Source organism: Tianweitania aestuarii, assembly GCF_018457165.1.
GTDB classification, from domain to species: Bacteria; Pseudomonadota; Alphaproteobacteria; order Rhizobiales; family Rhizobiaceae; genus Tianweitania; species Tianweitania aestuarii.
In genome coordinates, this window is the sequence record NZ_JAFMNX010000004.1 from 149040 (window position 1) to 174951 (window position 25912).

At 60.9% G+C, this 25912-nt stretch carries 21 protein-coding genes; 10 read left to right on the forward strand and 11 right to left on the reverse strand.

The window, feature by feature from the left end; genetic code table 11:
• Positions 1-418: 418 nt before the first annotated feature.
• Genes JYU29_RS15415 through JYU29_RS15435 form a run of 5 tightly spaced genes read left to right on the forward strand, consistent with a single transcriptional unit; the run spans position 419 to position 5476 of the window.
• Positions 419-1246, forward strand: a complete 828-nt coding sequence (locus JYU29_RS15415; protein ID WP_213985738.1) for a metallophosphoesterase family protein — start codon at positions 419-421, stop codon at positions 1244-1246.
• Positions 1243-2409, forward strand: coding sequence for an ABC transporter ATP-binding protein (locus JYU29_RS15420; protein ID WP_213985739.1), 1167 nt, complete (start codon positions 1243-1245; stop codon positions 2407-2409). The genes JYU29_RS15415 and JYU29_RS15420 overlap by 4 nt, the downstream gene beginning before the upstream one ends.
• On the forward strand, positions 2402-3343 hold the full coding sequence (locus JYU29_RS15425; protein WP_213985740.1) for a carbohydrate ABC transporter permease: 942 nt from the start codon (positions 2402-2404) through the stop codon (positions 3341-3343). Before JYU29_RS15420 ends, JYU29_RS15425 begins: the two co-directional genes overlap by 8 nt.
• The gene (locus JYU29_RS15430; RefSeq protein ID WP_213985741.1) at positions 3340-4176 is read left to right on the forward strand and encodes a carbohydrate ABC transporter permease; all 837 of its coding nucleotides are present in this window, start codon (positions 3340-3342) and stop codon (positions 4174-4176) included. Before JYU29_RS15425 ends, JYU29_RS15430 begins: the two co-directional genes overlap by 4 nt.
• 31 nt (positions 4177-4207) lie before the next feature.
• The gene (locus JYU29_RS15435; protein WP_213985742.1) at positions 4208-5476 is read left to right on the forward strand and encodes an ABC transporter substrate-binding protein; all 1269 of its coding nucleotides are present in this window, start codon (positions 4208-4210) and stop codon (positions 5474-5476) included.
• A 67-nt stretch (positions 5477-5543) separates the two neighbouring features.
• On the opposite strand, the gene JYU29_RS15440 is transcribed toward JYU29_RS15435, so the two are convergent.
• Positions 5544-6524, reverse strand: a complete 981-nt coding sequence (locus JYU29_RS15440; RefSeq protein WP_213985743.1) for a LacI family DNA-binding transcriptional regulator — start codon at positions 6522-6524, stop codon at positions 5544-5546.
• 200 nt (positions 6525-6724) lie between these two features.
• Between JYU29_RS15440 and JYU29_RS15445 the strand changes: the two genes are divergently transcribed.
• Positions 6725-7648, forward strand: a complete 924-nt coding sequence (locus JYU29_RS15445) for a DMT family transporter (RefSeq protein ID WP_431192869.1) — start codon at positions 6725-6727, stop codon at positions 7646-7648.
• A gap of 86 nt (positions 7649-7734) precedes the next feature.
• Here the strand turns inward: JYU29_RS15445 and JYU29_RS15450 are convergent, their stop codons facing one another.
• From JYU29_RS15450 to JYU29_RS15475, 6 genes are all read right to left on the reverse strand, one after another.
• Complete coding sequence (locus tag JYU29_RS15450) at positions 7735-8739, reverse strand: TRAP transporter substrate-binding protein (protein ID WP_213985744.1); 1005 nt, start codon at positions 8737-8739, stop codon at positions 7735-7737.
• A 45-nt stretch (positions 8740-8784) separates the two neighbouring features.
• Positions 8785-10062 carry a TRAP transporter large permease gene (locus tag JYU29_RS15455; protein ID WP_213985745.1) on the reverse strand — a complete coding sequence of 426 codons (1278 nt, stop codon included), beginning with the start codon at positions 10060-10062 and terminating at the stop codon, positions 8785-8787.
• Positions 10062-10595: a TRAP transporter small permease gene (locus tag JYU29_RS15460; RefSeq protein WP_213985863.1), complete on the reverse strand. Its 534-nt coding sequence runs from the start codon at positions 10593-10595 to the stop codon at positions 10062-10064. Before JYU29_RS15460 ends, JYU29_RS15455 begins: the two co-directional genes overlap by 1 nt.
• 21 nt (positions 10596-10616) lie before the next feature.
• Positions 10617-11777 (reverse strand): fumarylacetoacetate hydrolase family protein, encoded by a 1161-nt coding sequence (locus JYU29_RS15465; RefSeq protein WP_213985746.1) that lies wholly within the window; start codon positions 11775-11777, stop codon positions 10617-10619.
• A gap of 202 nt (positions 11778-11979) precedes the next feature.
• Positions 11980-12693, reverse strand: coding sequence for a FadR/GntR family transcriptional regulator (locus JYU29_RS15470; RefSeq protein ID WP_213985747.1), 714 nt, complete (start codon positions 12691-12693; stop codon positions 11980-11982).
• Positions 12694-12717: 24 nt separating this feature from the next.
• Positions 12718-14091, reverse strand: coding sequence for an FAD-binding oxidoreductase (locus JYU29_RS15475; RefSeq protein ID WP_213985864.1), 1374 nt, complete (start codon positions 14089-14091; stop codon positions 12718-12720).
• Between the two features lie 233 nt (positions 14092-14324).
• Here JYU29_RS15475 and denD point away from each other — a divergent pair, with 233 nt between their 5' ends.
• From denD to JYU29_RS15490, 3 genes are read left to right on the forward strand one after another with little or no spacing between them, the layout of a single operon-like run.
• Entirely contained in the window at positions 14325-15311 is a 987-nt protein-coding gene (gene denD / locus JYU29_RS15480; protein ID WP_213985748.1) for a D-erythronate dehydrogenase, read from the forward strand.
• Entirely contained in the window at positions 15308-16219 is a 912-nt protein-coding gene (locus JYU29_RS15485; protein ID WP_213985749.1) for an NAD(P)-dependent oxidoreductase, read from the forward strand. The genes denD and JYU29_RS15485 overlap by 4 nt, the downstream gene beginning before the upstream one ends.
• Positions 16216-18000 (forward strand): IlvD/Edd family dehydratase, encoded by a 1785-nt coding sequence (locus tag JYU29_RS15490; RefSeq protein ID WP_213985750.1) that lies wholly within the window; start codon positions 16216-16218, stop codon positions 17998-18000. The genes JYU29_RS15485 and JYU29_RS15490 overlap by 4 nt, the downstream gene beginning before the upstream one ends.
• 51 nt (positions 18001-18051) lie before the next feature.
• On the opposite strand, the gene fhuB is transcribed toward JYU29_RS15490, so the two are convergent.
• Genes fhuB through JYU29_RS15510 form a run of 4 tightly spaced genes read right to left on the reverse strand, consistent with a single transcriptional unit; the run spans position 18052 to position 23856 of the window.
• Complete coding sequence (fhuB, locus tag JYU29_RS15495) at positions 18052-20016, reverse strand: Fe(3+)-hydroxamate ABC transporter permease FhuB (protein WP_213985751.1); 1965 nt, start codon at positions 20014-20016, stop codon at positions 18052-18054.
• On the reverse strand, positions 20013-20879 hold the full coding sequence (locus JYU29_RS15500; RefSeq protein ID WP_213985752.1) for an ABC transporter substrate-binding protein: 867 nt from the start codon (positions 20877-20879) through the stop codon (positions 20013-20015). The genes fhuB and JYU29_RS15500 overlap by 4 nt, the downstream gene beginning before the upstream one ends.
• On the reverse strand, positions 20876-21691 hold the full coding sequence (locus JYU29_RS15505) for an ABC transporter ATP-binding protein (protein WP_213985753.1): 816 nt from the start codon (positions 21689-21691) through the stop codon (positions 20876-20878). Before JYU29_RS15505 ends, JYU29_RS15500 begins: the two co-directional genes overlap by 4 nt.
• On the reverse strand, positions 21685-23856 hold the full coding sequence (locus JYU29_RS15510) for a TonB-dependent siderophore receptor (RefSeq protein WP_213985754.1): 2172 nt from the start codon (positions 23854-23856) through the stop codon (positions 21685-21687). Before JYU29_RS15510 ends, JYU29_RS15505 begins: the two co-directional genes overlap by 7 nt.
• A 291-nt stretch (positions 23857-24147) precedes the next feature.
• Here JYU29_RS15510 and JYU29_RS15515 point away from each other — a divergent pair, with 291 nt between their 5' ends.
• Entirely contained in the window at positions 24148-25878 is a 1731-nt protein-coding gene (locus tag JYU29_RS15515; protein WP_213985755.1) for an AMP-binding protein, read from the forward strand.
• Positions 25879-25912: the final 34 nt, after the last annotated feature.

Here is a 25912-nt window from a genome sequence, read left to right on the forward strand (position 1 = left end):
TCTAGTAACGCGGACAAATAGCTGCCGCTCTTCCTAATCTGAAAGACCTTTTCCACGGTGCTCCGATAAGGGTCTGAGAGAGACCACTGTCGATGGGCTTTCAGCCAGAAGACCATAGTACAACCACCGTGGCCTTCTTTGGTCCAACTGGATGTAACATTATACGACGACAAGCTGCATGCGTCGCGGCCAGCTTGGCATCAGAAGGCACTATTTCACCGCAACGCCGGAAAATCCGCTGAGGTGTCCACGGGTATCCCGCGTGTCTCCAGTCCTCCGCTGTCGCTTAGTGTCGGTTCTGTGACAGAATTGGAAACAGGCTGAAACGTCTGTTACGTGCACGACATGCAAAGGCGTTAGAGCCCGCTCCGAGTGAGGCGTCGCGGAAGCGATGTCCTCCGTGAATTCGGAGACGGCCTTGAAAATCATCCAGATCACCGACACGCATTTCAGCCCTGAAAAGCGTCACTTCAACGGCAATTGGGCGCCGCTGCTGAATTGGATCGAGGGCCAGAATCCCGATCTCATCGTGCATACCGGCGACTTGACGGTTGATGGCGCCGACCACGAAGCCGACATCACCTTTTCCATGGACCTGATGGGCCAGCTGCCGGCACCGATGCTGATCGTGCCCGGAAATCATGACGTCGGCCATTATCCGGATATGCACCAGCCCGCCAATGCCGCGCGTCTGCAGCGCTGGCGTGGCCTGGTGGGCAGCGACCGTTTCGTGGAAGACACGAAGGGATGGCGACTGGTCGGCATCAACGCGCTTCTGCTCGGGCATGACAATGACGAAGAAGCGATGCAGTTCGAATGGCTGGAAAAAGTCCTTCAGGAGCGCGGCGGCCGTCGCGTTGCGCTGTTTTCGCACAAGCCGCTTTTCGTGGATGCGCCGGATGAAGGCGAAACCGGTTACTGGGGCTTCCGTCCTGAACCGCGTCAGCGCGTTTTCGACCTCATCGCTGCCCATGACGTGGCGCTGGTGGGCAGCGGCCATACGCATTGGGCCTGGCAGGGCCGTTACAAGAACACGGCTCTGACCTGGGCACCGTCGGCGGCCTTCGTGATCGACAAGCTCGAGCGCGAGATGCCGGGCGAGCGCCGCGTCGGCGCGGCCGTGCATGAGCTGAACGGCGATGTCCGCAGCGCGATCGTCACCGTGCCCGGCATGACCGCGCATGTGATCGATGATGTCGTGCATGAAGTCTATCCATGGGACGCCCCGCCGGAGGTAGCGGCATGAGCGCCCTTTCACTTCGCGCTATCGAGAAATCTTTCAACGGAAATCAGATCCTGAAGGGCGTCAGCCTGGATGCCGAGCCCGGCGAGTTCATCGCCTTGGTTGGCCCGTCGGGCTGCGGCAAGAGCACGCTTTTGCGCATCCTTGCCGGTTTGGAAACGGCCGATAGCGGCATGATCACGGTTGGCGATCAGGATCTCACCAAGTTGCAGGCTGCGGCCTGCAACGTCGCCATGGTGTTCCAGTCTTATGCGCTTTATCCGCATCTGACGGCCGCGCAGAACATTGCGGTTCCGCTGGTGATGCGCCGTTTGACGCGCGCACAGCGCCTGCCGCTTCTCGGTCCGTTGATGCCCGGCCAACGTCAGGCTGTGGCCGAGATCAAGCGCGATGTGCGCGACATGGCCGTTTCGCTGAAGATCGACCATCTGATGGACCGCAAGCCTGGCCAGATGTCAGGCGGACAAAGACAGCGCGTGGCACTCGGCCGTGCAATGGTGCGGCGTCCAGCCGTCTTCCTCATGGACGAGCCGCTGTCGAACCTCGATGCCAATCTGCGCGTGCATGCCCGTGGCGAGATCGTGGACCTGCATCGCCGCGCCGGCGTGCCGACGGTTTACGTCACGCATGACCAGGCCGAGGCCTTGTCGATGGCCGATCGTGTTGCCGTGATGATCGGCGGTGCGCTGCTGCAACTGGCGCCGCCTGCCGTGATCTATGATGATCCTCGCCATATCGAGGTCGCGAAATTCGTTGGCCAGCCGCGCATCAACCTTCTCAGCATGCAGGTCGACACCGATGGTACGGTCGGCTTTGGCGAAGCGCGCTGCGGCCTGTCGCGTATCGATGTTGCGGCAGCTTCTTCCGTCACGCTCGGCATTCGGCCGGAATTTGTCAGCGTTTCGCGTGAAGGTCGCGGCATGCCGGCAAAGGTCGAGCGCATCGAGTTTCTCGGATCCGAGATCATCGTTCACAGCCGTCTCGATCAGTCCGGCGACACGATGATCGCCAAGCTCACGCCAGCAGAAGGCGCGGGTCTCACGGCCGGCATGCCGATCCGTTTGAACGCTGCGCCCGAACGCTTGTTCGTGTTCGCACAAGACGGTCGTCGCTTGTTTTCGACGCCGGTGATGGACAGCGATCTGCGGGAACGTGCCTATGGCTGAGGTCATCGCTTCCTCGTCCCCCAGCCCCGTGTCCGTGCGCGCAATTCCACGCAGCGATGCGGACCGGCATGAAGCGCGTGCGGCCTGGATGCTCGCTGCGCCCGCTATCTTGCTGACGTTTCTGTTTATCATCCTTCCGGTCTGTGCCGTCGTTACGCTCGGCTTCACCGATTTTGAACTCGGCTATTCCGGCTTTCGCTTTGTTGGCTTCGAGAACTACGCCGAACTCCTGAACGACCGGACTTTCAAACAGTCGCTCTGGAACACATTCATCTACGCCGCGATCGTGGCACCGGTTTCGATCTTTCTGGCGCTGGGTCTCGCCATGCTGATCGAGGCGGAAGGCATCGGCCGATCCTTCTTCCGCACGGCCTACTTCCTGCCCGTGGCATCCTTGATCGTGGCGATGGCGACGGTGTGGCAGTACCTATTTCATCCAAGCATCGGGCCGATCAATGCCCTGCTCGCCCTGGTCGGGATCGAAGGGCCGAACTGGCTCGGCGCATCTTCCACCGTTCTTTACAGCCTGGCGCTCATCGGCATCTGGCAAACGGTCGGCTTCAACCTCGTTTTGTTTCTTGCCGGCCTTACCGCCATTCCGCGCGATCTTTACTCGGCGGCGGAAGTGGATGGTGCGCGCTCGGCCTGGGATCGCTTTCGTCTGGTGACCTGGCCGATGCTTGGGCCGACCACCCTGTTTGTCACCACCATCAGCGTCATCAACGCCGTGAAAGTGTTCGAAACGGTCAAGACGCTAACCGAAGGCGGACCGAACAAAGCGTCGGAAGTGCTGCTTTTCACCATCTACCAGGAAGGCTTCGTGTATTTGCGGGTCGGCTACGCATCCGCCATGACCGTGGTTTTCCTCCTCATTCTGATCGTCCTGATGTTCGTGCAATACCGCATCCAGGACCGGCAGGTGCATTACACATGACCTCCAATGGTTTTCCTCCAGCCCGGATCGCACGGCTCGCTTTGCTCGGCTTCGGCGCTCTGGTTTTCCTCAGCCCCTATATCTTCATGATCTCGACGGCCGGAAAAACGCAGAGCGACATCTTCACGTCGTCGCTGACGCTTATTCCGCAGCGCTGGTACTTCTTCGAGAACTTCGCCAAGGCATGGTCGCGCGTGTCGATGCCGACCTTGCTGTTCAATGGCGTTGTTGTTTGCCTTCTGATCCTCGTGATCCAGGTGATCGTCGCCGTGCCTTGCGCTTATGCGATGGCAAAGCTGAAGTTCCGCGCGGCTCGCGCCATGATGGTGCTGGTGATGCTCGGCCTGCTGGTACCGATCCACGCAACCGCGCTGCCCCTTTACGTCGGTTTCGACCGGGTGGGTGCGCTCAACAGCTATGTCGCGCTGGTCGCCCCTTTCACCATCTCCGTGTTCGGCATCTTCCTGTTTCTGCAGTTCTTCCGCTCCATGCCGGATGATCTGATCCATGCGGCAAGGCTCGATGGCATGAGCGAGGTCGGCATCATCGCCCGGGTGATCGTACCCAATGCGTGGCCGGCGATCACCGCTTTCTCGATCTTCTCCGTGGTTGCGCACTGGAACGACTTGTATTGGCCGCTGATCGTGGTGTCGAACCAGGCTTATGCAACACCTCCGCTTGGCCTTCTTTACTTCCGCGCCGCCGAGGCCGGAGACGACTACGGCGCGCTGATGGCCGCCACCCTCATCATCACCTTTCCCCTCGTCGCTGCCTTTCTGCTGGCTCAGAAGCGGTTCGTGGAGGGCATCACCATGACCGGTCTCAAAGGCTGACCGGTTTCATCTTCCCAAGGAGCATTCCCTCATGAAGCACTTCACCAAGCTGCTCGCGACCGCTGCGGTCGCGGTCACTACTGCCTTTCCGGCTTTTGCCGACACGACGCTGACCGTGCATTATCCGATGCCCGGCTTCTTCAAGGACGTCATGGACACGATCTCGAAGAAGTTCATGGAAGAAAATCCGGACATCACCATCCAGTTCGCCAATCCTTCCGCAACCTATGAGGAAGGCATCCAGACGATCATGCGCCAGGCCGGCACGTCCGAAATGCCGGACCTGACCTTTATCGGCCTCAACCGTTTGCGTATGGCCGACGAGCGCGGCATCCCCGTCGATATGGGCCCGCTGATCCAGAACGATCAGAACTCCATGGCGGAACAGGGCTTTTCCGACACGATCCTGAAGCTCGCGCAGGTCAACGGCAAGCAGGTGGGCCTGGCTTTCGCGACCTCCAACCCGATCATGTATTACAATGCCGATTTGGTGAAACAGGCCGGCGGCAATCCCGATAATCCGCCCAAGACCTGGGACGAGGTGATTGCGCTCGGTGCCAAGATCAAGGCGCTCGGCAACGGCGTCGATTCCATCGACTTCCGCTGGCAGGGTGACGACTGGATGTTTTCAGCGCTTCTGTTCGGCGCCGGCGGCACGATGCTGAACGAAGACGAGAGCGAAGTCACGTTCAACGGCCCCGAAGGCCAGAAAGCCATGGAAATCATCGACCGCATGGTCAAGGAAGCCGGCATGCCGGTGTTCACCAAGCCAGCCGGCGAACAGGCCTTTGTTGCAGGCAAGGTCGGCTTTGCATTCCAGACCACGGGCGCTTTGCGCAACACGATCAAGAATGTCGGCGAAAAGTTCGACCTGCGCACGGCTGAAATCCCGCTGATCGATCCTGAAAACGGCAAGCTGCCGACCGGTGGCAATGCCGTGGTGATCCTGACCAAGGATGAAGCCAAGCAGGACGCAGCCTGGAAGTTCGCGAAGTTCGCTGCCGGCCCTTACGGCGCTTCGGTCGTCGTTCCCGGCACCGGTTACGTTCCCAACAACGAACTGGCCGCCAAGTCGCCTGAATATCTCGGCGACTTCTATAAAGAAAACCCGCTGTTCCAGGCCGGTCTCAAGCAGATGCCGCGCATGATCCCCTGGTATGCTTTTCCCGGTGCCAACGGCGTTCGCGTAACTCAGGCCATCGTCGACAACACGTCGCGCGTGGTTGATCAGTCGGCCACGCCGCAAGAAGCGCTCGATGACGCCGCAAGCGAAGTGAAGCGCCTCCTGCCGCGCAAGTAACAGCGCTCAGATGAACCGAAGCCGCCCTGCTCTGCCGGGCGGCTTTTTTCGTTGTCGTCTGGGTGGATCAAAGCCTGCGAACCGTGCCGCCGGCCCGTAAACTGAACGGGATCTCGAGGTGACGGGGTGCTGCACCATTATCCGCCATGTCGAGCAAAAGCGAAGCCGCAGCCGCTCCGATGCTGACATCGGGCATCTCGATCGTGGTCAACACGGGATTGATCATTCGTCCGATGGCAATGCCATCAAACCCGGCAACCGAAATGTCGTCCGGCACAGACAAACCGTCGCGACGCAGCGCCCCGATGACACCAAGTGCCAGAAGATCGTTGGAAGCAATGATTGCTGTGGGCCGGGCGATGCGCAAGGCCTCTCCGAGATCGAGCCCATCATAATCGCCGAAGCCGACTTCAAGCGCTTCCAATGGCTGCAGGCCGGCTTTTTCCATCATCGCACGATAGCCGGCATAACGCTGCAGCGCACGATCGGACGAGGCGAAACTGCCGGACACAAACAGGATCGATCGGTGGTGATGCTCGATCAGATGGCGCGTCATGACAAAGCCCGCCGCATGATTGTCCGCCGCGACCGCTGCGGGAAAACGCTCGGACGGGCGATTGTTCATAAGAACCACATGCGGCATCTCGCCAGAAACAGCCAGATCCAAGCCGGGATTGCAAAGCGTCAGGATAAGGCCGGCCGGACGCTCCACCAAAAGTGTGGCAATCGCATCGGCTTCCTGCGCCGGATCGTAGTTCGATAGTGCGATCAGCACTCGATGGCCTGCCATCAGCATGCGGTTCTGGATTACCGACACGGATGTCGCAAAAACCGGATTGGTGATGCTGGGGATCAGCACGCCAACCACCGCGCGTCGTCGCGAGCTCGTACCTGAAGCGCCAAAAGGCGCGCGATAGCCGAGTTCGACCGCAGCCTTGACCACGCGGCGAACCATCTTCTCGCTGACCTTACCGCTTTTCGTCAGCGCCCGGCTCGCAGTGGCTTGCGAACACCCCGCTTGGGCAGCAACGTCGGCAAGTGTGGCCATGGGTTCAACAGCTCAGAAGGATGCTTGTTGCATCTTAGCATAAGGGTGAGACATATAAGTGTAGGCAAGTCTGCAACGTCCAGCCCCTTGCTATAGTCGATCGATGGATTAAAACTTAAGCGATATCTCGAGCGGGTCTCACCGTCAGCCGCCGCGGTACCGACGTTTCCACCATCTATCTGACCTGCTTGAGCTTAGTCATGGCCACTCAAAGCGACACTAACGCCAGGGGCTTGGGCATCGGTTCGATTGCGGGGCCGGGCCTGATGTTGCTCGGCATGCTGATGTTTGCGTTGAACGATGCAATCGGAAAGTGGTTGGTCGCAAGCCATGGTCTCGGCCAGGTCATTCTCATCCGCAGCCTGGCGGCGTTGCTGATCCTGGCGCCGTTTCTTTGGATGGCGGGACGCAAGCCGATTATCACGGCCGAGCAGCCGCTCATGCAGGTGGCTCGGGTGCTGTTCTCGACCTTGGAGGTATTCTGTTTCTACTATGCGGTAATGTATCTGTCGCTGGCTGACGTGATGACCTACTGGCTAGCCGCGCCGATCTATGTGGCGGCGGCCTCGCCTCTTCTTTTGCGCGAGAAGGTCGGCTGGCGGCGGTGGACGGCAATCTTCGTAGGCTTTCTCGGCGTGATCATCACGCTGGAACCGTCCAGCGCAATGTTCACCATGCCCGCCATCATCTCGCTCGTCGGCACCTTCGCGTTCGCGTTCATGCTGCTGTCCGGCAGAAAACTTCGAGCGACACCGGACAAGACGCTGGTTTTGTTCCAGCTCGCAGGAGCAGGCTTCGCCGGTCTCCTGTTCGCTCCGTCGGACTGGAAGCCGATCGCGTCTGCCTCCCAGTTCGGCTTGTTATGTCTGCTAGGCGTCGTTGCGATGGGCGCGCACATGCTCGTTAACCGGGCACTGAAGATATCCGATGCGGCCACGGTCGCACCCTTGCAGTATACGCTGCTTTTGTGGGCGATCATTTTCGGCTGGATGTTCTTCGGCGATGTCCCGCGCTTGAGCATGATGCTTGGCGCAACGCTGATCATCGGCTCCGGCCTGTTCATTTTCTTTCGTGAGCAACAGTTGAAGAAGCGCCAACCCGAGCCGCTTCTCGATCTACCCTGACGCAGCCTGTCCTAAAGCAAGAACCCGCCGGCGATGCAGCGGGTTCTTGCAACCATCATTGCGCCGAAATGCGCCAAGAGGTCGCTTTACTTACGGATCTCGGCAAGCTCCGCCATGATGCCTTCGACGACATCGGGGCCGATTTCGGCCTTGTGCTTGTCATAAACGACCATGGACTTCTCGCGAATGCGGGCCTGTTCTTCCGGCGACAGCACATTCACCTCAAGACCGGCCTCCTTGATCTTTTCCAGCGACTTCTGGTTCAGATCGCCGATCACCTGGCGCTCGACATCGCGGCCGACCACGGCGCAATCCTTGAGCGCGGCCTGCTCCTCGGGCGAATAGGTATCGAAGATCGCCTTGGAGAAAAGGAACAGGAACGGCGTATAAGCATGGTTGGTCTGGGTGACGTATTTCTGCACTTCGAAGAACTTCGACGTGTCGATGGTCACATACGGGTTTTCCTGCGCATCGATCGTCTTGGTTTCGAGAGCCGAGAACACTTCGCCGAAAGCCATCGGCGTTGCGTTGGCGCCGAGGTTCTGGAAGGTGTCGAGGAAGACGTTGTTTTGCATGACACGAACCTTCATGCCTTCTAGGTCTTCCCACTTGTTCACCGGGCGAACCGAGTTGGACAGGTTGCGGAAGCCGTTTTCCCAATAAGCGAGGTTGATGAGGCCAACGGCCGCCAGCTTCTCGTCGATCATGTCGCCGAACTTGCCGTCCAGCACCTTGTAGGCTTCTTCCGAGTTGGAAAACAGGAACGGCAGATCGAACACGCCGAGGGCCGGCTCGATACCGACGAGTGGCGACGAGGATGTGACCACGGCTTCCTGAACACCCGAACGCAGAGCTTGGGTTGCCTGCAGATCACCGCCAAGAGCGCCGCCCCAGAAGGTCGAAAGCTTCAGCTTTCCGCCCGACTTGTCATCAAGGCACTTCTGCATGGCCTCGATACCGTTTCCAACCGGATGATCGGCGTTGATACCGTTGGAGACACGGATCGTGCGCTCCGTGAACTCGGCAAAAGCAGGTACGGAGGCAGACAGGGTGCAGGCGATTGCAGTCGTGGCAAGCAGCAGTTTTCTCATGATAATCCTCCCATGGATGTTGGTTTGAGAAACGGGTTCATCCCCTCAATGCAGCCACCGCGCTGGCACGATGACGATATCGGGAAACAGAACGAGCAGCATGAGGACAGCGACCTGGGCGAGGAGGAACGGCAGGATACCGGTCACGACCTTGCCCAGCGGAACGCGTCCAACACCGCTGACGACGTTCAACACGACACCCACCGGCGGCGTGATAAGACCGATGCAGCAGTTCATGATGAACATGACGCCGAAATAGATCGGATCGATACCGGCCTGCTTGATGATCGGCATCAGCACCGGCGTCAGGATCAGAATGGTCGGCGTGAGATCGAGTGCCGTGCCGACCAGAAGCACCAGCAGCATGATCACGAACATCAGCAGCACCGGGCGATCAATCAGCGGCTCGATATAGCCGACGATTTCATTGGGAATGTTCGCCGCGGTGATGAGCCAGGCCGAAACGAGTGCCGCGCAGACCAGGAACATGATGACCGACGTCGTCTTGGCCGCCTGCAAAACAACATGCGGCAGATCCGTGATCTTCAGCTCCCTGTAGATCACCACGCCTACGAACAAGGCGTAAGCGGCCGCAACAACCGCGGCTTCCGTCGGTGTCATGATGCCGGCCTTGATGCCGCCCAGGATAATGACCGGCATGCCTAAAGCCCAGGCAGCACGCCCTGTCGCGGCAAGGCGCTCCCTGGCCGGCGCTTTGGGCAGGGGTTGAACATTGTCCTTTCGCACAACGATCAACCAGGCCGCTATCAACGACAGGCCCATCAGGATGCCCGGCACGATGCCGGCCATGAAGAGTTGGGTTATGGACACATTGGCAGCAACACCAAAGACGATGAAGGCCATTGATGGCGGGATAACCGGGGCGATGATACCGCCGCTGGCAATCAGACCAGCCGAGCGTGGCACGTTGTAGCCTGCCTTAGCCATCATCGGGATCAGGATCGCGGCGAGAGCGGCGGTATCGGCAGCGGCCGATCCGGAGATGCTCGCCATGATGATCGCAGCCATGATGGCTACGATGCCCAGACCGCCTCGAATGTGCCCGACGCAGGCGATTGCAAACTGGATGATCCGCTTCGACAATCCGCCGGCATTCATCAACTCGCCAGCCAGAACGAAGAAGGGGATCGCGAGGAGCGTGAATGTGTCGGCGCCGATGATCATGTTCTGGGCAATGATCTGGCTGTTATACATCCCCATGAACCACATGAGGATGACGCCGCAGAACACCAGCGCAAAGGCAACCGGCACGCCGATCGCCATGGCTCCGAGAAGCGATGCGATAAACACCAGAAGGGTCATCAGCCGCGCTCTGCCAGATGCTCGAGAGATGTATGTTCACCGGCAAAGGCGCCGATTTCTTCTTCCGTGATGCGGCCGGTGAGGACACGAAGCAGGCGTTCAAGCGCGATGATCACGCATCCCCCGCCTGTAAACAGTCCGATCCCGTACACCCATCCCATGGACAGCCCCGTCACCGGGGCGCTCATGCTGGTGTTGATCGGCAATTGCTTCCAGGTTCCCCAGAAGAAGATGCCCGAACAGGCGATGATCAGGATGTTGCTGAGTGCCATGCAGATGAGGCGGCCATTGCGCCCGAACCGGACGACCACCGTTTCGACGCCCATATGCGCGTAATCGCGGAATCCGACCACCGCGCCGATGAAGGTCAGCCAGACAAAGAAGTAACGCGACAGTTCATCCGAAACCGTCAGCCCGGAATTGAAGGCGTATCGAAGGATGACATTGCCGAACACCATGATCGACATGCCCGAAAGAAGCAGGATCATCAGGAGTTCAAGGAACCGGTAGAATAAATCAACGGCTTTCTGCACCTGCTTGCCTCTCATTCCACCTTACAAAAGGCCGCGCTTGGCCAGGTTTTTCATCAAAGCGCCGACGCCGAAGGTCCATTCCGGGCAGGCATCGCTGCGATCCACCCAGTTCACGAGGCGGCCGAGAGAGGGTGTCGAAATTTCGACTCGGTCGCCGATCTCGTGGGTAAAGCCCTGCCCTGCTCCGCGACGATCCTTGACCGGAGCAAACATCGTCCCGAGGAAGAGCACCGCGCCATCGGGATATTGGTGGTTGCGATTGCGCAGCTGGCCGGCAAGGTCGGCGGGCTTGCGGCTGATCGCTTCCATCGCGCTCTCGCCGGTCATGCGAAAGCCGTCCTGCCCTTCGACAACCAAGCCGACCCGAACCCTGCCGAGCGTTTCCAGCGTGAATTGACCGTCGAACAGGCGGATAACGGGACCGATGGCGCAGGACGCGTTGTTGTCCTTCGCCTTGCCGAGCAGCAGCGCCGAGCGCCCTTCGACATCGCGCAGATTGACGTCGTTGCCGAGCGTTGCCCCAACGATGTCGCCGGACGCCTGAAGAACAAGCACGATTTCCGGCTCTGGATTGTTCCATTCCGACATCGGATGGATGCCGACCAACGCACCGCACCCGACCGCGGACATCGGCTGTGACTTGGTGAAGATCTCGGCATCCGGTCCGATACCCACTTCAAGATATTGCGACCACAGGTTCATGTCCTGCAACAGCGCCTTAACGCTCGCCGCCTGCTCGGAACCGGCGACGAGGCCACGAAGACTGTCGCCCAGAACCGGCGCCAAACGCTCGCGGATCTCCAGGGCGCGCTTTGCGTCACCCCTCGCCTGCTCCTCGATCACCCGTTCCAGCATGCTGTCTGCAAAGGTGACGCCGGCGGCCTTGATGGCCTGCAGGTCGATCGGAGCCAGCAGGACGCCAGCCTGTTCGGACAGGAAGTCGTCAACAGAGCCGAGATCAGGAAGGTCTCGCGCCGCTTTCAGGGTCTGGACGAGATTGCCGAGTTCAAGGAGCGCCGAAACGGTTGGCGAAACCGACGACAAATCCAGCACGCGCTCGCCGCGAATGAGAACCGGGCATGGTCCCTCTGCGGAATGGGACCAGACGCGGCCGATCAGAAGCGCGTCCGCCGCATCTTCCGGCAGAATCGCGGAAGCACGAAGCGACTTGTTGGAATGCAAGCAACACCTCCCCCATGTCTCCAGCAAGGCAGCCCTCCCGCCAACTTGCCGGATTGTCAGAATGTCTGACAACGGTAGTTGTAAGACGTACCCACAGTTCCCGTCCCTGTCCAGCGCTGAAAACCACACGGAATGAACGACAACTTGGGAAAGACGATCTTCCACTACAGGCCGCCGCCGAGCGGCGCCATAATACTTTCAGCTAGCTTTCCAGAACCAGATCAAGTCGTGCGGCTGCACCAAGCAGATGCTTTTTCATGGCCTCGCGCGCACGCTGCGGATCGCGGCTGGCGATCGCGTCACGGATCGCCACATGCTCGGCGATCGTCACTTCCACGATCTCCTCGAGAGCTGCCACGGCTCGTGCAGCGTTGATGGCAAGGCTGATGCGCTCGGCTATGAAGCCGACAAACAGCGCGAAATATTCATTGCCGGTCGCCGCCGCGATGATGCGATGAAACAGCAGATCGGCCACGATTCCCTGGTCGGTCCATTTTTCTGCCCCCATCATCGTGGCCAGGCATTGGTCGAGCTTCACCAGATCGCTGTCGGCATGGTGTCTTGCCGCCAGGCCGGCGGCTTCGATTTCCAGCGGCATGCGCAGGTGGAACAGATCCCGGAAGCTCGCCCGATCATGAAGGTCGTCCTGCTCGATGCGGATCGTTTGGCGTGCCTTCATCTCGGTGGCGAATGCACCGACACCTTGTCTGGTTTCAACGAGACCCTCGTTGCGCAACTGGGCAATCGCCTCGCGAACAACCGAGCGGCTGACGCCGAAGCTGCTGGCCAGAAAGTGCTCCGTCGGCAGCTTGCTTCCAGGCAAAATGTGGCCGTCCGTTATCTCGCGCGCCATCTGGGCAGCAATTCGCGCCGGAAGATGCTCGCTGCGCCTGATCTGACCGAAATCGAGTGACATGCCGGAACTCCAAAAACCTGCCTTCTATGAAGGCCGCTCGTACTCCAGTTGGCAACCCGGATTCATCAATCCTTGTGGATCCACGGCCTGTTTCAGCGCGGCAAGCAGTGCCCTTTGCGCCGGCGCGATGCGGGCTTCATGTTCGGTCCTTTTTAAGCGGCCGATACCATGTTCGGCGCTGAGCGAGCCGTTGTAAGCATCGAGAACCGTATTGATGGCCTTCTTCGCATCATGAATGCGCGCCTCGATCTCGTTCCGCGAAAGGCCGGCCGGCGGCAGAACGTTCAGATGAACATTGCCATCGCCGATATGCCCATAAGAAACGCAGATCGCGTCCGGCACGACGTCAATCACCGCCTGCTCGGCTTCGCGGACGAAATCAGGAACTTGCGACAACCGCACGGAAAGGTCGGTACGCAGATGCGGCCCACGCTTCGCCTGGCCTTCGTTCATGCCTTCGCGGAACAGCCACAGATTGCGCGCTTGTGCCGTCGAGCTGGCGATGACCCCATCCGCGACCAGTCCTTCCTCCATGACGGCTTGAAGAAACCGTTCCGTCAGGTCGTTGATGTCGACCAGACCGGAGCCGGATATTTCCAGAAGCACGTAGGCGGCATGATCTCCAGATATCGGCATCTCGAGGTCGGGAATTGCTTCGCGGGCGAGACCGAATGCCACCGGCGGCATGAACTCGAAGGCAGACATCAGGTCACAACAGTCGCGCCGGGCGCGGCGGAAAAGCGCGATCGCATCATCGAGGGAATTGAGCCCCAAAAGCGCCGTGGCGACCTGATCGGGCTGCGGCGCGAGCTTCACCGCCACCGCGGTGATGATGCCGAGCGTGCCTTCCGCGCCAATGAAGATCTGCTTGAGATCGATGCCGCGATTGTCCTTGCGAAGCGTCGACAGCCCGTTGAGAATCGACCCGTCCGGCAACACGCATTCGAGACCGAGCACCAGTTCCCGTGTCATCCCATAGCGCAGAACGTTGATGCCGCCGGCATTGGTCGAGACATTGCCGCCGATACGGCAGGACCCTTGTGCGCCAAGCGCCAGCGGAAAGAACATGCCTTCGCATGCAACCGCGTCCTTGAAGTCCGAAAGAATGCAGCCGGCCTCTACCACGGCAGAGAAATCATCAGGGTCGATGCGGCGAATGGCGTTCATGCGCTCCAGGCTGATCACCACTTGATCGGCTGGTCGATCAGGCAGCGCGCCAAGAACGAGACCCGTATTGCCGCCTTGCGGAACGATCGACAAACCGAGGCGCGCGCAGGTTTTGACCGCATCGGCCACTTCGTTGGTGGTGCGCGGGCGCAGGACCGCCACCGCTTCCGACGTCACATCGCCATGCCAGTCCCGGCAATATTTCTCAGTAGCCGGTCCGGAAAGAACCATGTCGTCACCAAGCGCCTGAACCAGCAAGTGGATGCAGTCCGATTGCTGTCTGGCGTTCACAACTGGATCGACTTGTCCACTCACCTTCGCTTCCACCTTTCGAACCGGTCAGCCAAATATCTGTTTTCAACGCAACGGTATAAGGTTATCAGACAACCTTACAATAGGATTGTTGTCGCACCGCTGTTTCTTGAAAGCCAGGCGGTTCGCAGGCGACGGGGAGGCCGCTCACTTTGCATATTCTGATTATCGGTGCCGCCGGCATGGTGGGACGCAAGCTCACGCAGAAGCTCGTCAAAGACGGGAAGCTCGGCGAGCGTGCGATCGATGCGTTGACACTGGCCGACATGGTCACGCCCGATGCTCCCCACGGCTTTGAAGGCAAGGTGACGCTCCAAACGGCAGACCTTTCCGCGCCGGGCGAAGCAGCGCGTCTCATAGGCGCGCGCCCAAATGTCATCTTCCATCTCGCTGCCATCGTGTCGGGCGAGGCCGAACTCGATTTCGCGAAGGGCTACCGCATCAATCTGGACGGCACGCGCTACCTGTTCGATGCAATCCGCGAAGCCCATGATGTCGATGGCTACAAGCCGCGGGTGGTCTTCACATCCTCCATCGCCGTCTTCGGCGCTCCCCTGCCCTATCCCATTCCCGACGACTTCCACACCACGCCGCTCACCAGCTACGGCACGCAAAAGGCTATCTGCGAGCTTCTGCTGTCGGATTATTCGCGCAAAGGCTTCTTTGACGGCATCGGCATTCGCCTGCCAACCATATGCATTCGCCCGGGAAAGCCGAACAAGGCGGCGTCCGGCTTCTTTTCGAACATCCTGCGCGAGCCTCTTGTGGGACAGGAAGCCGTTTTGCCGGTGTCGGACGATGTGCGCCACTGGCATACCTCGCCGCGCTCAGCCGTCAGCTTCCTCGTTCATGGCGCGAAGATCGACGTAGAGACGGTCGGCCCAAGGCGCAATCTGTCCATGCCCGGCCTGAGTGCAACCGTCGGCGAGCAGATCGAGGCGCTGCGCCGTGTCGCCGGAAACAAGGCTGTGGCGCTGATCCGGCGCGAGCCGGACGAAATGGTGATGCGCATGTGCGCCGGTTGGGCACCAGGCTTCGAGGCAAAGCGGGCAACGGCGCTCGGCTTCGAGGCCGAAACATCCTTCGACGACATCATCCGGGCCCACATCGAAGACGAACTTGGTGGCGCCTTGCAATGAAAGGAGAAGAAGAACCAAAGCGGCCGCGCATCGCCTTTCTTGGAACCGGCCTCATGGGCGCACCGATGGCGCGCCGCCTTTTGCAGGCAGGCCATAGGGTAACGGTCTGGAACCGAGATCCAGCCAAGGCACAGGCTCTGCATGCAAACAAAGCCGTTGTCGCGCCCACAGCAGCTGATGCGGCACGCGATGCGGATGTCGTCTTCACCATGCTGAGCGATGGCGATGCGGTGAACGATGTCCTGTTCAACCAGGGCGTGGCGGATGTGCTCCGAGCAGGCGCGGTTGTTGTCGACACATCGTCGATCGCACCACCTATTGCCCGCCGCCATTGCGAATTGCTCGCAGCGCGTCAGGTGCATCATGTCGATGCTCCCGTGTCTGGCGGTGTTGTTGGTGCAGAAGCGGGTACGCTTGCGATTATGGCGGGCGGTGATGGGGCCGTTATCGAGAAGCTCGCAAACCTGTTCGGCGTGCTTGGTCGTGTGACGCATGTCGGCCCTTCGGGCTCAGGCCAGATCTGCAAGCTCGCCAATCAGCAGATCGTCGCCATCACCATCGGCGCCGTCGCCGAGGCCATGATGCTGGTTGAGGCCGGTGGAGCGGATCGCGGCCGGTTCCGTGACGCGATCCGGGGCGGGTTTGCCGAAAGCCGCATCCTGGAGCTTCACGGCAAGCGGATGGTGGATCGCGCCTTTGAGCCAGGAGGCCCTTCGCGCTTGCAGCTGAAGGATCTCGATGCCGTCGCGGCCATGTCGGAAATGTTCGGCCTCACCTTGCCGCTGACCTCCTTGATACGGGACGAATTTCAGCAGTTCGTTGCCGAAGGTGGCGGCGAGATCGATCACAGCGGACTTCTGCTGCATCTCGAGACGATGAACGATCGCCAGGGGAGACCGGTTCGTTGAGCGAAAACAACAAAGCAAGTCGCCGTCTTCGTTCGCAGGACTGGTTCGACAACCCGGATCATCTCGATCTGACGGCGCTGTATCTCGAGCGCTTCATGAACTACGGCACGACGCCGGAGGAACTGCGCAGCGGAAAGCCCATCATTGGCATTGCCCAGTCCGGCAGTGATCTGAACCCATGCAACCGCCACCACCTCGACCTCGCCAAGCGGCTGCGCGACGGCATTCGCGATGCCGGCGGCATTCCGATCGAATTCCCCACCCATCCGCTGTTTGAAAACTGCAAGCGTCCCACAGCAGGGCTCGACCGCAATCTTGCTTATCTCGGTCTGGTTGAGATCCTTTACGGCTACCCGCTCGATGGCGTTGTTCTGACCACCGGCTGCGACAAGACCACACCATCGGCCCTGATGGCTGCTTCCACGGTCGATATCCCGGCGATCGTTTTTTCGGGCGGTCCGATGCTGGACGGCTATCATGATGGCGATCTGGTCGGCTCGGGCACGGTGATCTGGCGCTCGCGTCGAAAGTTCGCCGCAGGCGAAATCGACCAAGAGCAGTTCCTGGAAGCGGCGCTCAGTTCGGCACCCTCCATCGGCCACTGCAACACGATGGGTACGGCATCCACGATGAATGCCATGGCCGAAGCGCTCGGCATGTCGCTCACCGGATGCGCGGCCATTCCAGCAGCCTATCGCGAACGGGGGCAGATGGCCTATCGAACCGGCCGCCGCGCGGTGGAACTGGTGCTGCAGGACATCCGCCCTTCGTACATCCTGACCCGCGCCGCCTTCCTCAATGCCATCATGGTGAATTCCGCGATCGGCGGCTCGACCAATGCGCAACCGCATCTGATGGCGATGGCCAAGCATGCCGGCGTCGCATTGAACGCCGACGACTGGCAGCTTCACGGCTTCGAAATTCCCCTGCTCGCCAACGTCCAGCCGGCGGGTGCTTATCTCGGCGAGCGGTTTCATCGCGCCGGTGGCGTGCCGGCGATCATGTGGGAACTGCTGCAAGCCGGTAAGCTGGATGGAAACTGTCCCACGGTCACTGGCAAGACGATGGCCGCCAACCTCGAAGGTCGCCAGTCCGATGACCGCGAGGTGATCAGGTCCTATGCCGAGCCCTTGCGCGAACGCGCCGGCTTTCTGGTGCTCAAAGGCAATCTGTTCGACTTCGCCATCATGAAGATGAGCGTCGTCTCGGAAGACTTCCGCAAGCGTTACCTCAGCGATCCCGGCCACGAAGGCGTGTTTGAAGGCAAGGCCGTCGTGTTCGACGGATCCGAGGATTATCACGCCCGGATCAACGATCCGTCGCTCGCCATCGACGAACGGTCGATCCTGGTGATCCGCGGCGCCGGCCCGCTCGGCTGGCCCGGCTCGGCCGAAGTCGTCAACATGCAACCGCCAGACCACTTGCTGAAACGCGGCATCATGAGCCTTCCGACGATCGGCGATGGCCGGCAATCGGGAACAGCCGACAGCCCGTCGATCCTCAATGCGTCGCCGGAAAGTGCGGCAGGCGGCGGCCTGGCTTATGTCCGGACCGGCGATGTCATTCGCATCGACTTCAATGCCGGCCGATGCGACATGCTGGTCGACGACGATGAAATCGAGCGGCGACACGGCGATGGCATCCCGCAAGTCGCTGCCGACGCAACTCCCTGGCAGATGCTTTACCGGCAAACCGTGACGCAACTGGCCGATGGCGCAACCATCAGGAACGCAGACACGTTCCGCCAGATCGCCAAGGTGCCGCCTCGCCACAACCATTGACGGAATGCGAGCCGTCCTTCGTTGATCTTGGCGGGAACGCCTTCGCCTCAATCAACGCCGGTTCAACAGCCAGACGAGATAAGGTCCGCCCACCAGGGCGGCGACGAGGCCGATCGGGAGTTGGTAGGGGAAGGCCAGCGTGCGGGCCATCCAGTCGGCCAGAACCATCAAGGCAGCGCCGATCAGAACCGCGCCGATGAGCTGCGGGATCGGTCGAACAAAGCCTGCGAGGCGCGCCATATGCGGCGCCATCAGGCCGACAAAGGAAAGCGGCCCGACAAACAGGGTCGAAGCGGCGGACAGAAGGGCGGCGATCAGCACAAGTATGCTTGCAGCCAGGCTGCGCTTCAGTCCAACCGACTGAGCAAACGACAAGCCAAGCGGCAGAACCTGCAGCCAGCGTGCCAACAGCGGCAAGGGCGCGATGAACAGCACGGCAGCAGCCAGTGCGGTCATCGCATCTTCAGGCGAAACGCGCGAGGTCGAGCCGCTCAGCCAGTTCAGCAACCGCAGCGATTCCGGCCCTCCCCGCGCCATCACGACGGTGACGAGCGCGCCGGCCAGAGAGCCGACCGCGATGCCTGACAGAAGAAGGCGTTCTGCCGCAAAGCGATGACGCGCTGATAGGGCGATCACCAGGAGGATCGCGATCACGGCCCCGGCTGCAGCGCCGCCGAGCTCGACCAGGCGCGATGCAGCAGGCATGAACACGAGAACTGCGGCCAACCCGACCCCCGCGCCAGAGGATATGCCGAGCACTTCGGGGCTCGCCATGGCGTTGCCGGTTATGCGCTGCATCAACACGCCGGCCGCTGCCAGCATTGCACCGGCTGCGGCGGCCGCGATGAAGCGCGGCGCTCGCCAGGGTACCACGAGATCTAAGATGTGACCCGTTGCGAGCGCCCAGCCCTCGCCGTTCTTGCCGACAAACAGCGCGCAGGCAGCAAGCACAAGGAGCAGCAAAGCCGGGAAAAGAAGGCGCCAGGATGCCGCTCTGGCGGCCAGAACGACGCTTTGCTGCGTCACCCGAAGCGAGCCGCCGAGACGCGGCAGCAGCCATAAAAGAAGCGGGCCCCCAAGAAGCGCGGTGGCGGCGCCCGTCGGCACTGTTTGGCTGATCCCCAGCGACACGAGCCGCACCAGACCGTCTGTCATGAGCAGGATCAGGGCACCGGCGATCGGCGACAAAAACAGGATCTGCCGCAGGGTTCGCGCACCTGCCATGCGCGCGAGGTTGGGCGCGGCAAGACCGATGAAGCCGATGACACCAACCTCGGCCGTCACCGACGCTGCGAGGAAAACCGAAAGCGTCAGCACCGCGAGCCGGGTTCCCGTGACGCCAAGGCCGAGCGCCCTTGCATTGGCGTCGTCCAGCGCCAGAAGCTCGAGGGGCCGGATCAGCAAACCGGCGACAACGGCCGCGAGAACGAAGCGGATAACGAGCGAAATGGTCGGCGCCCAGCTTTGCTGTTCCAGCGAGCCGCCGCCCCAGATGAACATCGACATCATGTATTCGCCATTGGCGAGGATCAGCGTTGCCGAAAAGGCGGCAGCGATCAGCGAGATCAGCATGCCGCTGAGAACAACGGTGATCGGATCAAGCGCGCGGCGCCAGGAAAGGGCGACCACCAGAAACAGCGCAAGCGCGCCACCAACGAAGGCCACGCCTTCCCGGGCAACGGCCATCAGACCAGGCGCATAAAGAAGCGCCGCACTCATCGCGAGCTGCGCGCCCGAAACAACACCGAGCGTCGACGGGTCGGCGATCGGATTGCGCAACACGCGCTGCATCAACGCACCCGCGAGCCCCAATGCGGCGCCCGCTAGAAGTGCAACAGCGCCGCGTGGCAGCGTCGCGTAAAAAAGGATGAGCCCCGCCAGCCGATCGCCGGGTGCCGGCCAGTCACCGACAATCTGCCAGCCGAACAACATGGCCGTCAGCAGGCCTAAGCCCGCCAGAAGGAGGGTCGCTGACAGTGTCGGGGTCGTGGCCAGCCGGAGGCGATTTAGGCTCATGCCACGCGCTTCAATTCTTCAGCGAGTAGACGCGCAAAACGCCGTGCTGCCGGCAAACCACCGAAGGGGTTGATGTTCGGCAACCAAACGGTGCGGCCTTCCCGCACCGCCGGCATCGCCCGCCACAACGCGCTCTGCGGCAAGGTCCGTGCAGCTTCGGGAGGAACGGGACCAACCACGGCGATGATCGCATCAGGATGATCGGCAAGGCTTTCAAGACCCACCGGCGCGGCTGCGCTGTAAGCGGTTCTCGTTGCCCAGGAGTTCACGAAGCCCATCCGCGCGGCAACATCGCCAAACATGGAGTCGCTTCCGAATGCACGAAAGTGCCTGGCATCACCCAGATTGATGATCAGGATCGGACGTTGCCGCTGACGCGCCAGCCGTTCGCCCGTTGCCGCAAGAAAATGCTCCGTTTCAGAGATATAGGTCTCGGCTCGTGCTTGAAGACCCTGATCGCCAGCCATGCCGCGCATGGCGGCAACGGCCTTTTCGAAGGGTGCTTGCCCGCGCAGATAAATGCTGAACTCGCGCACGGGCGCCATGCGCATCAGCGTGTCGTTGGCCCAGGCCGAATAATTCGATCCATAGATGAGGGACGGCTGCAGGGTGGCGAGAAGCTCGAAGTTGAGTGCGCCGCGAAGCCCGAGATCGATGATGCCATCCGGCAGTGCCGGCTCGGCCACGATCTTCTGGTAAAGCACGAGCTCCACGGCCGCCATCGGCTTCAGCCCAAGCGCCAGCGCCGTTTCCAGCAGCGCCCAGTCGACAATGGCGATGCCCCCTTCGTCAGCGCGCGCGGAGGCAAAAGGCAGCGCAAGACTGCCGGCAAAAAGCTGAAGAAGGTTGCGGCGGGTTCTCACCGGACGAACGCGACGGGAATGCCGCTGTCGGGATGGGTGAACAGCCCCATCGAGATCCCGTAGATCCGCTCGAGCACGTCCGCGCGCATGATGTCGGCCGGTGTGCCATCGGCGACAATGCGGCCCGATCCCATGGCCACCAGCCGGTCGCAGATGCGCGCTGCCATGTTGATGTCGTGCAGAACGACAACGACGCTGAGACCGCGCTTTCGGGCAAGGTTGCGCACGAGATCGAGCATTTCGGTTTGATGTGAGATGTCGAGGGCGGATGTCGGCTCGTCCAGCACGAGGCATTGGGTGTCCTGCGCAAGAAGAAGCGCCAGCCACACACGCTGACGCTCGCCGCCCGACAGGGTGTCGACCAGGCGCGCACGGAACGGTGTGACGCCGGTCTGATCCATCGCTTCGGCGACCTTGGCGCGGTCCACAACCGTGAAGCGCCCGAAGGTGCCGTGCCAGGGAAAGCGGCCAAGCGCGACGAATTCTTCGACATTCATGCCATCGGTGCTCGGCATGAACTGCGGCAGATAAGCCAGCCGACGCGCGAAAACCCGATCGCCTTGGCTCTGGATATCCTCGCCGCAAAAATGGATGCGCCCTGAGGCAGGCACTTCCTGCCGGGCCAGCATCTTCACCAGCGTCGACTTGCCGGAACCGTTGGGCCCGATCAGGCCATGGATCTGCCCTGCTTCCATACGCAGATCGAGGCTCTCGATGATCGAGCGCCCCGGAACACGAAACGAGACCCCCGCCAGATCAAACAATGCATGCTTGCTAGCGGCAGGTCTCGCGGCTGACGCTTCCGCTACCATTTATAGCCGACGGATCCGATCACCGAACGGCCTTCGCCGAGATAACAGCCGAAGTTACAGCTCGCGGCATACCGCTCGTCGCCGATATTGTTGACGTTCAACGCGGCGCTGAACTGGTCCTTCTCATAGCGGATCGCAGCATCGAACAGCGTTACCGACGGAAGTTCGATCGTGTTGCTGTTGTTGCCAAAGCGCGAGCCGAGATACCGCACGCCCGCACCCACCGAAACACCATCCAAGGCCGTATCAGGCGCAAAGGAATAATCGAGCCAAAGCGACGCGGAATGTTCCGGGATATTGGCTGGCTGGTTGCCGGTGGTGGTCGTCAGCGTGCGGTCGCCTTGCGTGATCTCGGCGTCGGTATAGGTATAGCTTGCAAGCAGATCCAGACCCTCGACGAGGCTCGCCGTGCCTTCCAGTTCGAAGCCGCGCGAGCGGACCTCGCCGATCTGGGTGGTTATGGAGCCGGAGCCGTCGATCGCGATCTCTTGAGCAGCGATGTTGCTTTTTGTCAGATCATAGACACTGGCCGTGATGAAGCTGTTCCAACCATTCGGCTGGAACTTGATGCCGGCTTCGATCTGTTCACCTTCGGTTGGATCAAGCAGCCCACCCGTCAGGTCGTTCACGCCCGATTGCGGGCTGAAGGAAGTGGAATAGCTGACGAAGGGCGCAAGCCCGTTGTCGAACAGGTAAACCGCGCCGACCCGGCCCGTCAGCGCATCATCGCGAACGGTTTCGCCGCTGATCTTGTTTTCCGTGTCCGTCCAGTCCTGGCGCACGCCCGTCGAAACAACGAGCTTGTCGAACCGCATTTGGTCCTGCGCATACAAACCGATCTGACCGAGGCGCGTTTCGGAAAGCGTAGCTCGGTCGGGATCATAGGTGATCGGCGTGCCATAGGTCGGATTGAAGACGTCGATCGTGGTGAGCGGGCCCGTGAAGTTGGAAGACCGCCACTGGTTGTTGTAGCGGTAATCCAATCCGACGATCGCCGTGTGCTGAAGCGCGCCCGTGTCGAACTTGGCTTCAAGCTGGTTGTCGACACCGAACGAGTCCGTGCGCTCCGATTGCACGCTCGTACCACGCGTCACCGTGCGGAAATCCGAGCCGAGGCTTGAGAAATACAGCGCGTTGTAATCGGAATCGAATGACAGATACTGCGTGTTCTGGCGGAACTCGAATGTCTCGTTGAAGCGATGGCGGAACTCCGTGCCGATCGTGCCGAGAAGGCTTTCATTATCGTTGAAATTGGGCTCGCCGATATAGCGACTGCTCGGGATGGAACCATTGGGATTGAAGTCGAGCGTACCGGCCTGCGGCAGGCCGAGCGGCGAGGTCCCCTTGTCATATTGCAGCGATCCAAGAACCGTCAGCGACGTGTCGACGCTCGGCGCCCAGGTCAAAGCCGGCGCGACATAGAAACGGTCGTCCGAGGTGAAGTCCTGTTGCCCGTCGGCCAATCGGCCAAGGCCGGTCAAACGCCAGGACAGCGTGTCGTTCCGTTCGGAAACGCCGCCGAGATCGACTTTGGCGACGCGGCGGGCATCGGTGCCATATTCAAAACCGGCTTCGCCGAAATTCGTGAAGGTCGGGCGCTTTGCAACCAGATTGACGATGCCGCCCGGCTCGCCCTGCCCGTAAAGAACCGATGCAGGTCCGCGCAGGATTTCGATCCGCTCCTGTCCATAAGGTTCGAACGCGACCGCGCCGAAGTCACGGATGAAGCGGAACGAATTGAGATAAACGCTGTCATTGGCCTCGAAGCCGCGGATCAGCGGGTTGGTGAAGCGGGCGTCAGGTCCGAATGGCTCGGCAACCAGGCCAGCCGAATAGGTCAGCGCCTGACCGAGCGTCTGGACATTGCGATCTTCCAGCTGCTCGCGCGTAATCACCGAGATCGATTGCGGAACCTCGATCACCGGGGTTTCCGACTTCGAACCGGTGGTGGTAACCGGCGCGACGTAGCCGGTGACCGGACCGGTGCCTTCCAGCGCTTCGGCTGCGGCGCTGCCTGCAGGAGCGCCATTGTCGGCGCTCACGACAACCGTCTGGAGTTGGACGGTAGGGGCTGCCTGCTGCGCTTGCGCTGAAGACATCGCGATCAAAAGCGCTGCCGAAGAAGCGACTGCGTGAAGTGCATACTGGTGACGCTTGATAGTCATTGCCGGCCATCCCCATTCCAAACCGCATTGGCCTGTACATGCCATAACATGACTTTTCTAGTCATCTTTTGATTTTGCACCCTATTTTGAACACACCCTCCTGTCGGCGCGGCATCTCCGCCACAGGCACCGAGCATGCTGTTCCCCGAGGCGGCGCTGCAATTTTGCCGACGGCTCGGCCCCCACCCCAAGCTGGTATCGAGGCGGCACATCCTCTAACCTGCGAAGCAGACCAGTCGTCGCCAGATTTGTCGCGACTGGATGCGCGGACCACCGGAGGAGACAGTGGTGATGCACGACAAGGATGATCTAACATCCACGAACCGTTTGCCGATCGCGGGCCTCGCCCATGTCGCGGGAAACACGACGCCGCCGCTGCTTGCCGATACGCTGTTCGACCTTCTCGCCTCCACGGTCGGGAAGGAAGGCGATCGGGAGGCGGCGATTTTCCTGCAACAGAACCGTCGCTTCACCTGGAAAACGCTTGGCGAAGCCGTTGATGCCTTTGCCGGCGGCCTGCACAGGCTGGGCCTCGCCAAGGGCGACCGGGTCGGCATCTGGTCCCCCAATCGATGGGAATGGCTGGTCACGCAATATGCAACAGCGCGGCTCGGCCTCATCCTCGTCAACATCAATCCGGCCTATCGCACCGCCGAGCTCGAATACGCGCTCACCAAAGTCGGCTGCAAGGCGCTGGTGACGGCCGAAAGCTTCAAGTCGTCCGACTACCTGCAGATGCTCGCCACGCTAGCGCCGGAACTGACAGCCGCCGGCTCCGGCCCGCTGAACGCAGCGCGCCTGCCCGACCTCCGATATGTCATCCACATGGGCGAAGGCGCGCGGCCGGGCATGCTGAGCTTCAACCAGGTGAGCGCGGATGGCGAACAGGTCTCGCGAGACGAACTCAATGCGATCAGCGCGACCCTGACCCAGGACGAGCCGATCAACATCCAGTTCACGAGCGGCACGACGGGCGCGCCCAAGGGCGCGACCCTCACACATGCCAACATCGTCAACAACGGCCACTTCGTCACGGCTGCCATGAAGCTGACGGCGCAGGACAGGCTGTGCATCCCCGTGCCGTTCTATCATTGCTTCGGCATGGTGATGGGCTCGATCGGCTGCGTCACCAAAGGCGCAACCATGGTGTTTCCAGGCGAGGGTTTCGATCCGGCAGCCACGTTGAACGCGGTTCAGCAGGAAACATGCACGGCGCTTTATGGCGTGCCCACCATGTTCGTCGCCATGCTCGATCATTCCGAGTTCAAGAACTTCGATGTTTCAAGCCTGCGCACCGGCATCATGGCAGGCGCCCCCTGCCCGATCGAGGTGATGAAGCGCGTCGTGTCGCAGATGCATATGAGCGAAGTCACCATCGCCTACGGCATGACGGAAACCAGCCCGGTCTCCTTCCAAAGCGCCATCGATGATCCGCTGGAGCGCCGCGTCACCACCGTCGGCCGCGTGCATCCGCATGTCGAGGTCAAGATCGTCGGCGACGACGGCGAAACGCTGAAGCCCGGCGTTCGCGGCGAGCTGTGCACGCGGGGTTATTCGGTGATGCAGGGCTATTGGGATGATCCCGTCCGGACAACGGAAGCGATCGACGCGGAGGGCTGGATGCACACCGGCGATCTCGCCGTGATCGATGATGAAGGCTATTGCAACATCGTTGGACGGGTAAAGGACCTGGTGATCCGCGGCGGCGAGAACGTGTATCCGCGCGAGATCGAGGAATTTCTTTATCGCCACCCGAAAATCCGGGAAGTGCAGGTCTTCGGCGTGCCCGATCCCCGCTATGGCGAAGAAGTCTGCGCCTGGATCGTACCGAAGGCGGGTGAAACGATCAGCGAAGACGAGATCAAGGCGTTCTGCAAGGAGCAGATCGCCCATTACAAAGTGCCGCGCTACGTCCGCTTCAAAACCGAGCTACCGACAACCGTCACCGGCAAGGCGCAGAAATTCATGATGCGTGACGCCATGCTCGATGAACTCGGCATCAGCGCTGCGCAAACGGCCTGAGATCCCGGCTTCTGGCTTGGATGACTTGCGCGCT

What these genes read in the sequence shown, in the direction of transcription:
- JYU29_RS15420 (WP_213985739.1), top strand. Translation starts at nt 1,243, where the DNA reads ATGAGCGCCCTTTCACTTCGCGCTATCGAGAAATCTTTCAACGGAAAT.
- JYU29_RS15425 (WP_213985740.1), top strand. Translation starts at nt 2,402, where the DNA reads ATGGCTGAGGTCATCGCTTCCTCGTCCCCCAGCCCCGTGTCCGTGCGC.
- JYU29_RS15430 (WP_213985741.1), top strand. Translation starts at nt 3,340, where the DNA reads ATGACCTCCAATGGTTTTCCTCCAGCCCGGATCGCACGGCTCGCTTTG.
- JYU29_RS15435 (WP_213985742.1), top strand. Translation starts at nt 4,208, where the DNA reads ATGAAGCACTTCACCAAGCTGCTCGCGACCGCTGCGGTCGCGGTCACT.
- JYU29_RS15440 (WP_213985743.1), bottom strand. Translation starts at nt 6,524, where the DNA reads ATGGCCACACTTGCCGACGTTGCTGCCCAAGCGGGGTGTTCGCAAGCC.
- JYU29_RS15445 (WP_431192869.1), top strand. Translation starts at nt 6,725, where the DNA reads ATGGCCACTCAAAGCGACACTAACGCCAGGGGCTTGGGCATCGGTTCG.
- JYU29_RS15450 (WP_213985744.1), bottom strand. Translation starts at nt 8,739, where the DNA reads ATGAGAAAACTGCTGCTTGCCACGACTGCAATCGCCTGCACCCTGTCT.
- JYU29_RS15455 (WP_213985745.1), bottom strand. Translation starts at nt 10,062, where the DNA reads ATGACCCTTCTGGTGTTTATCGCATCGCTTCTCGGAGCCATGGCGATC.
- JYU29_RS15470 (WP_213985747.1), bottom strand. Translation starts at nt 12,693, where the DNA reads ATGTCACTCGATTTCGGTCAGATCAGGCGCAGCGAGCATCTTCCGGCG.
- JYU29_RS15475 (WP_213985864.1), bottom strand. Translation starts at nt 14,091, where the DNA reads ATGGTTCTTTCCGGACCGGCTACTGAGAAATATTGCCGGGACTGGCAT.
- JYU29_RS15485 (WP_213985749.1), top strand. Translation starts at nt 15,308, where the DNA reads ATGAAAGGAGAAGAAGAACCAAAGCGGCCGCGCATCGCCTTTCTTGGA.
- fhuB (WP_213985751.1), bottom strand. Translation starts at nt 20,016, where the DNA reads ATGAGCCTAAATCGCCTCCGGCTGGCCACGACCCCGACACTGTCAGCG.
- JYU29_RS15505 (WP_213985753.1), bottom strand. Translation starts at nt 21,691, where the DNA reads ATGGTAGCGGAAGCGTCAGCCGCGAGACCTGCCGCTAGCAAGCATGCA.
- JYU29_RS15510 (WP_213985754.1), bottom strand. Translation starts at nt 23,856, where the DNA reads ATGACTATCAAGCGTCACCAGTATGCACTTCACGCAGTCGCTTCTTCG.
- JYU29_RS15515 (WP_213985755.1), top strand. Translation starts at nt 24,148, where the DNA reads ATGCACGACAAGGATGATCTAACATCCACGAACCGTTTGCCGATCGCG.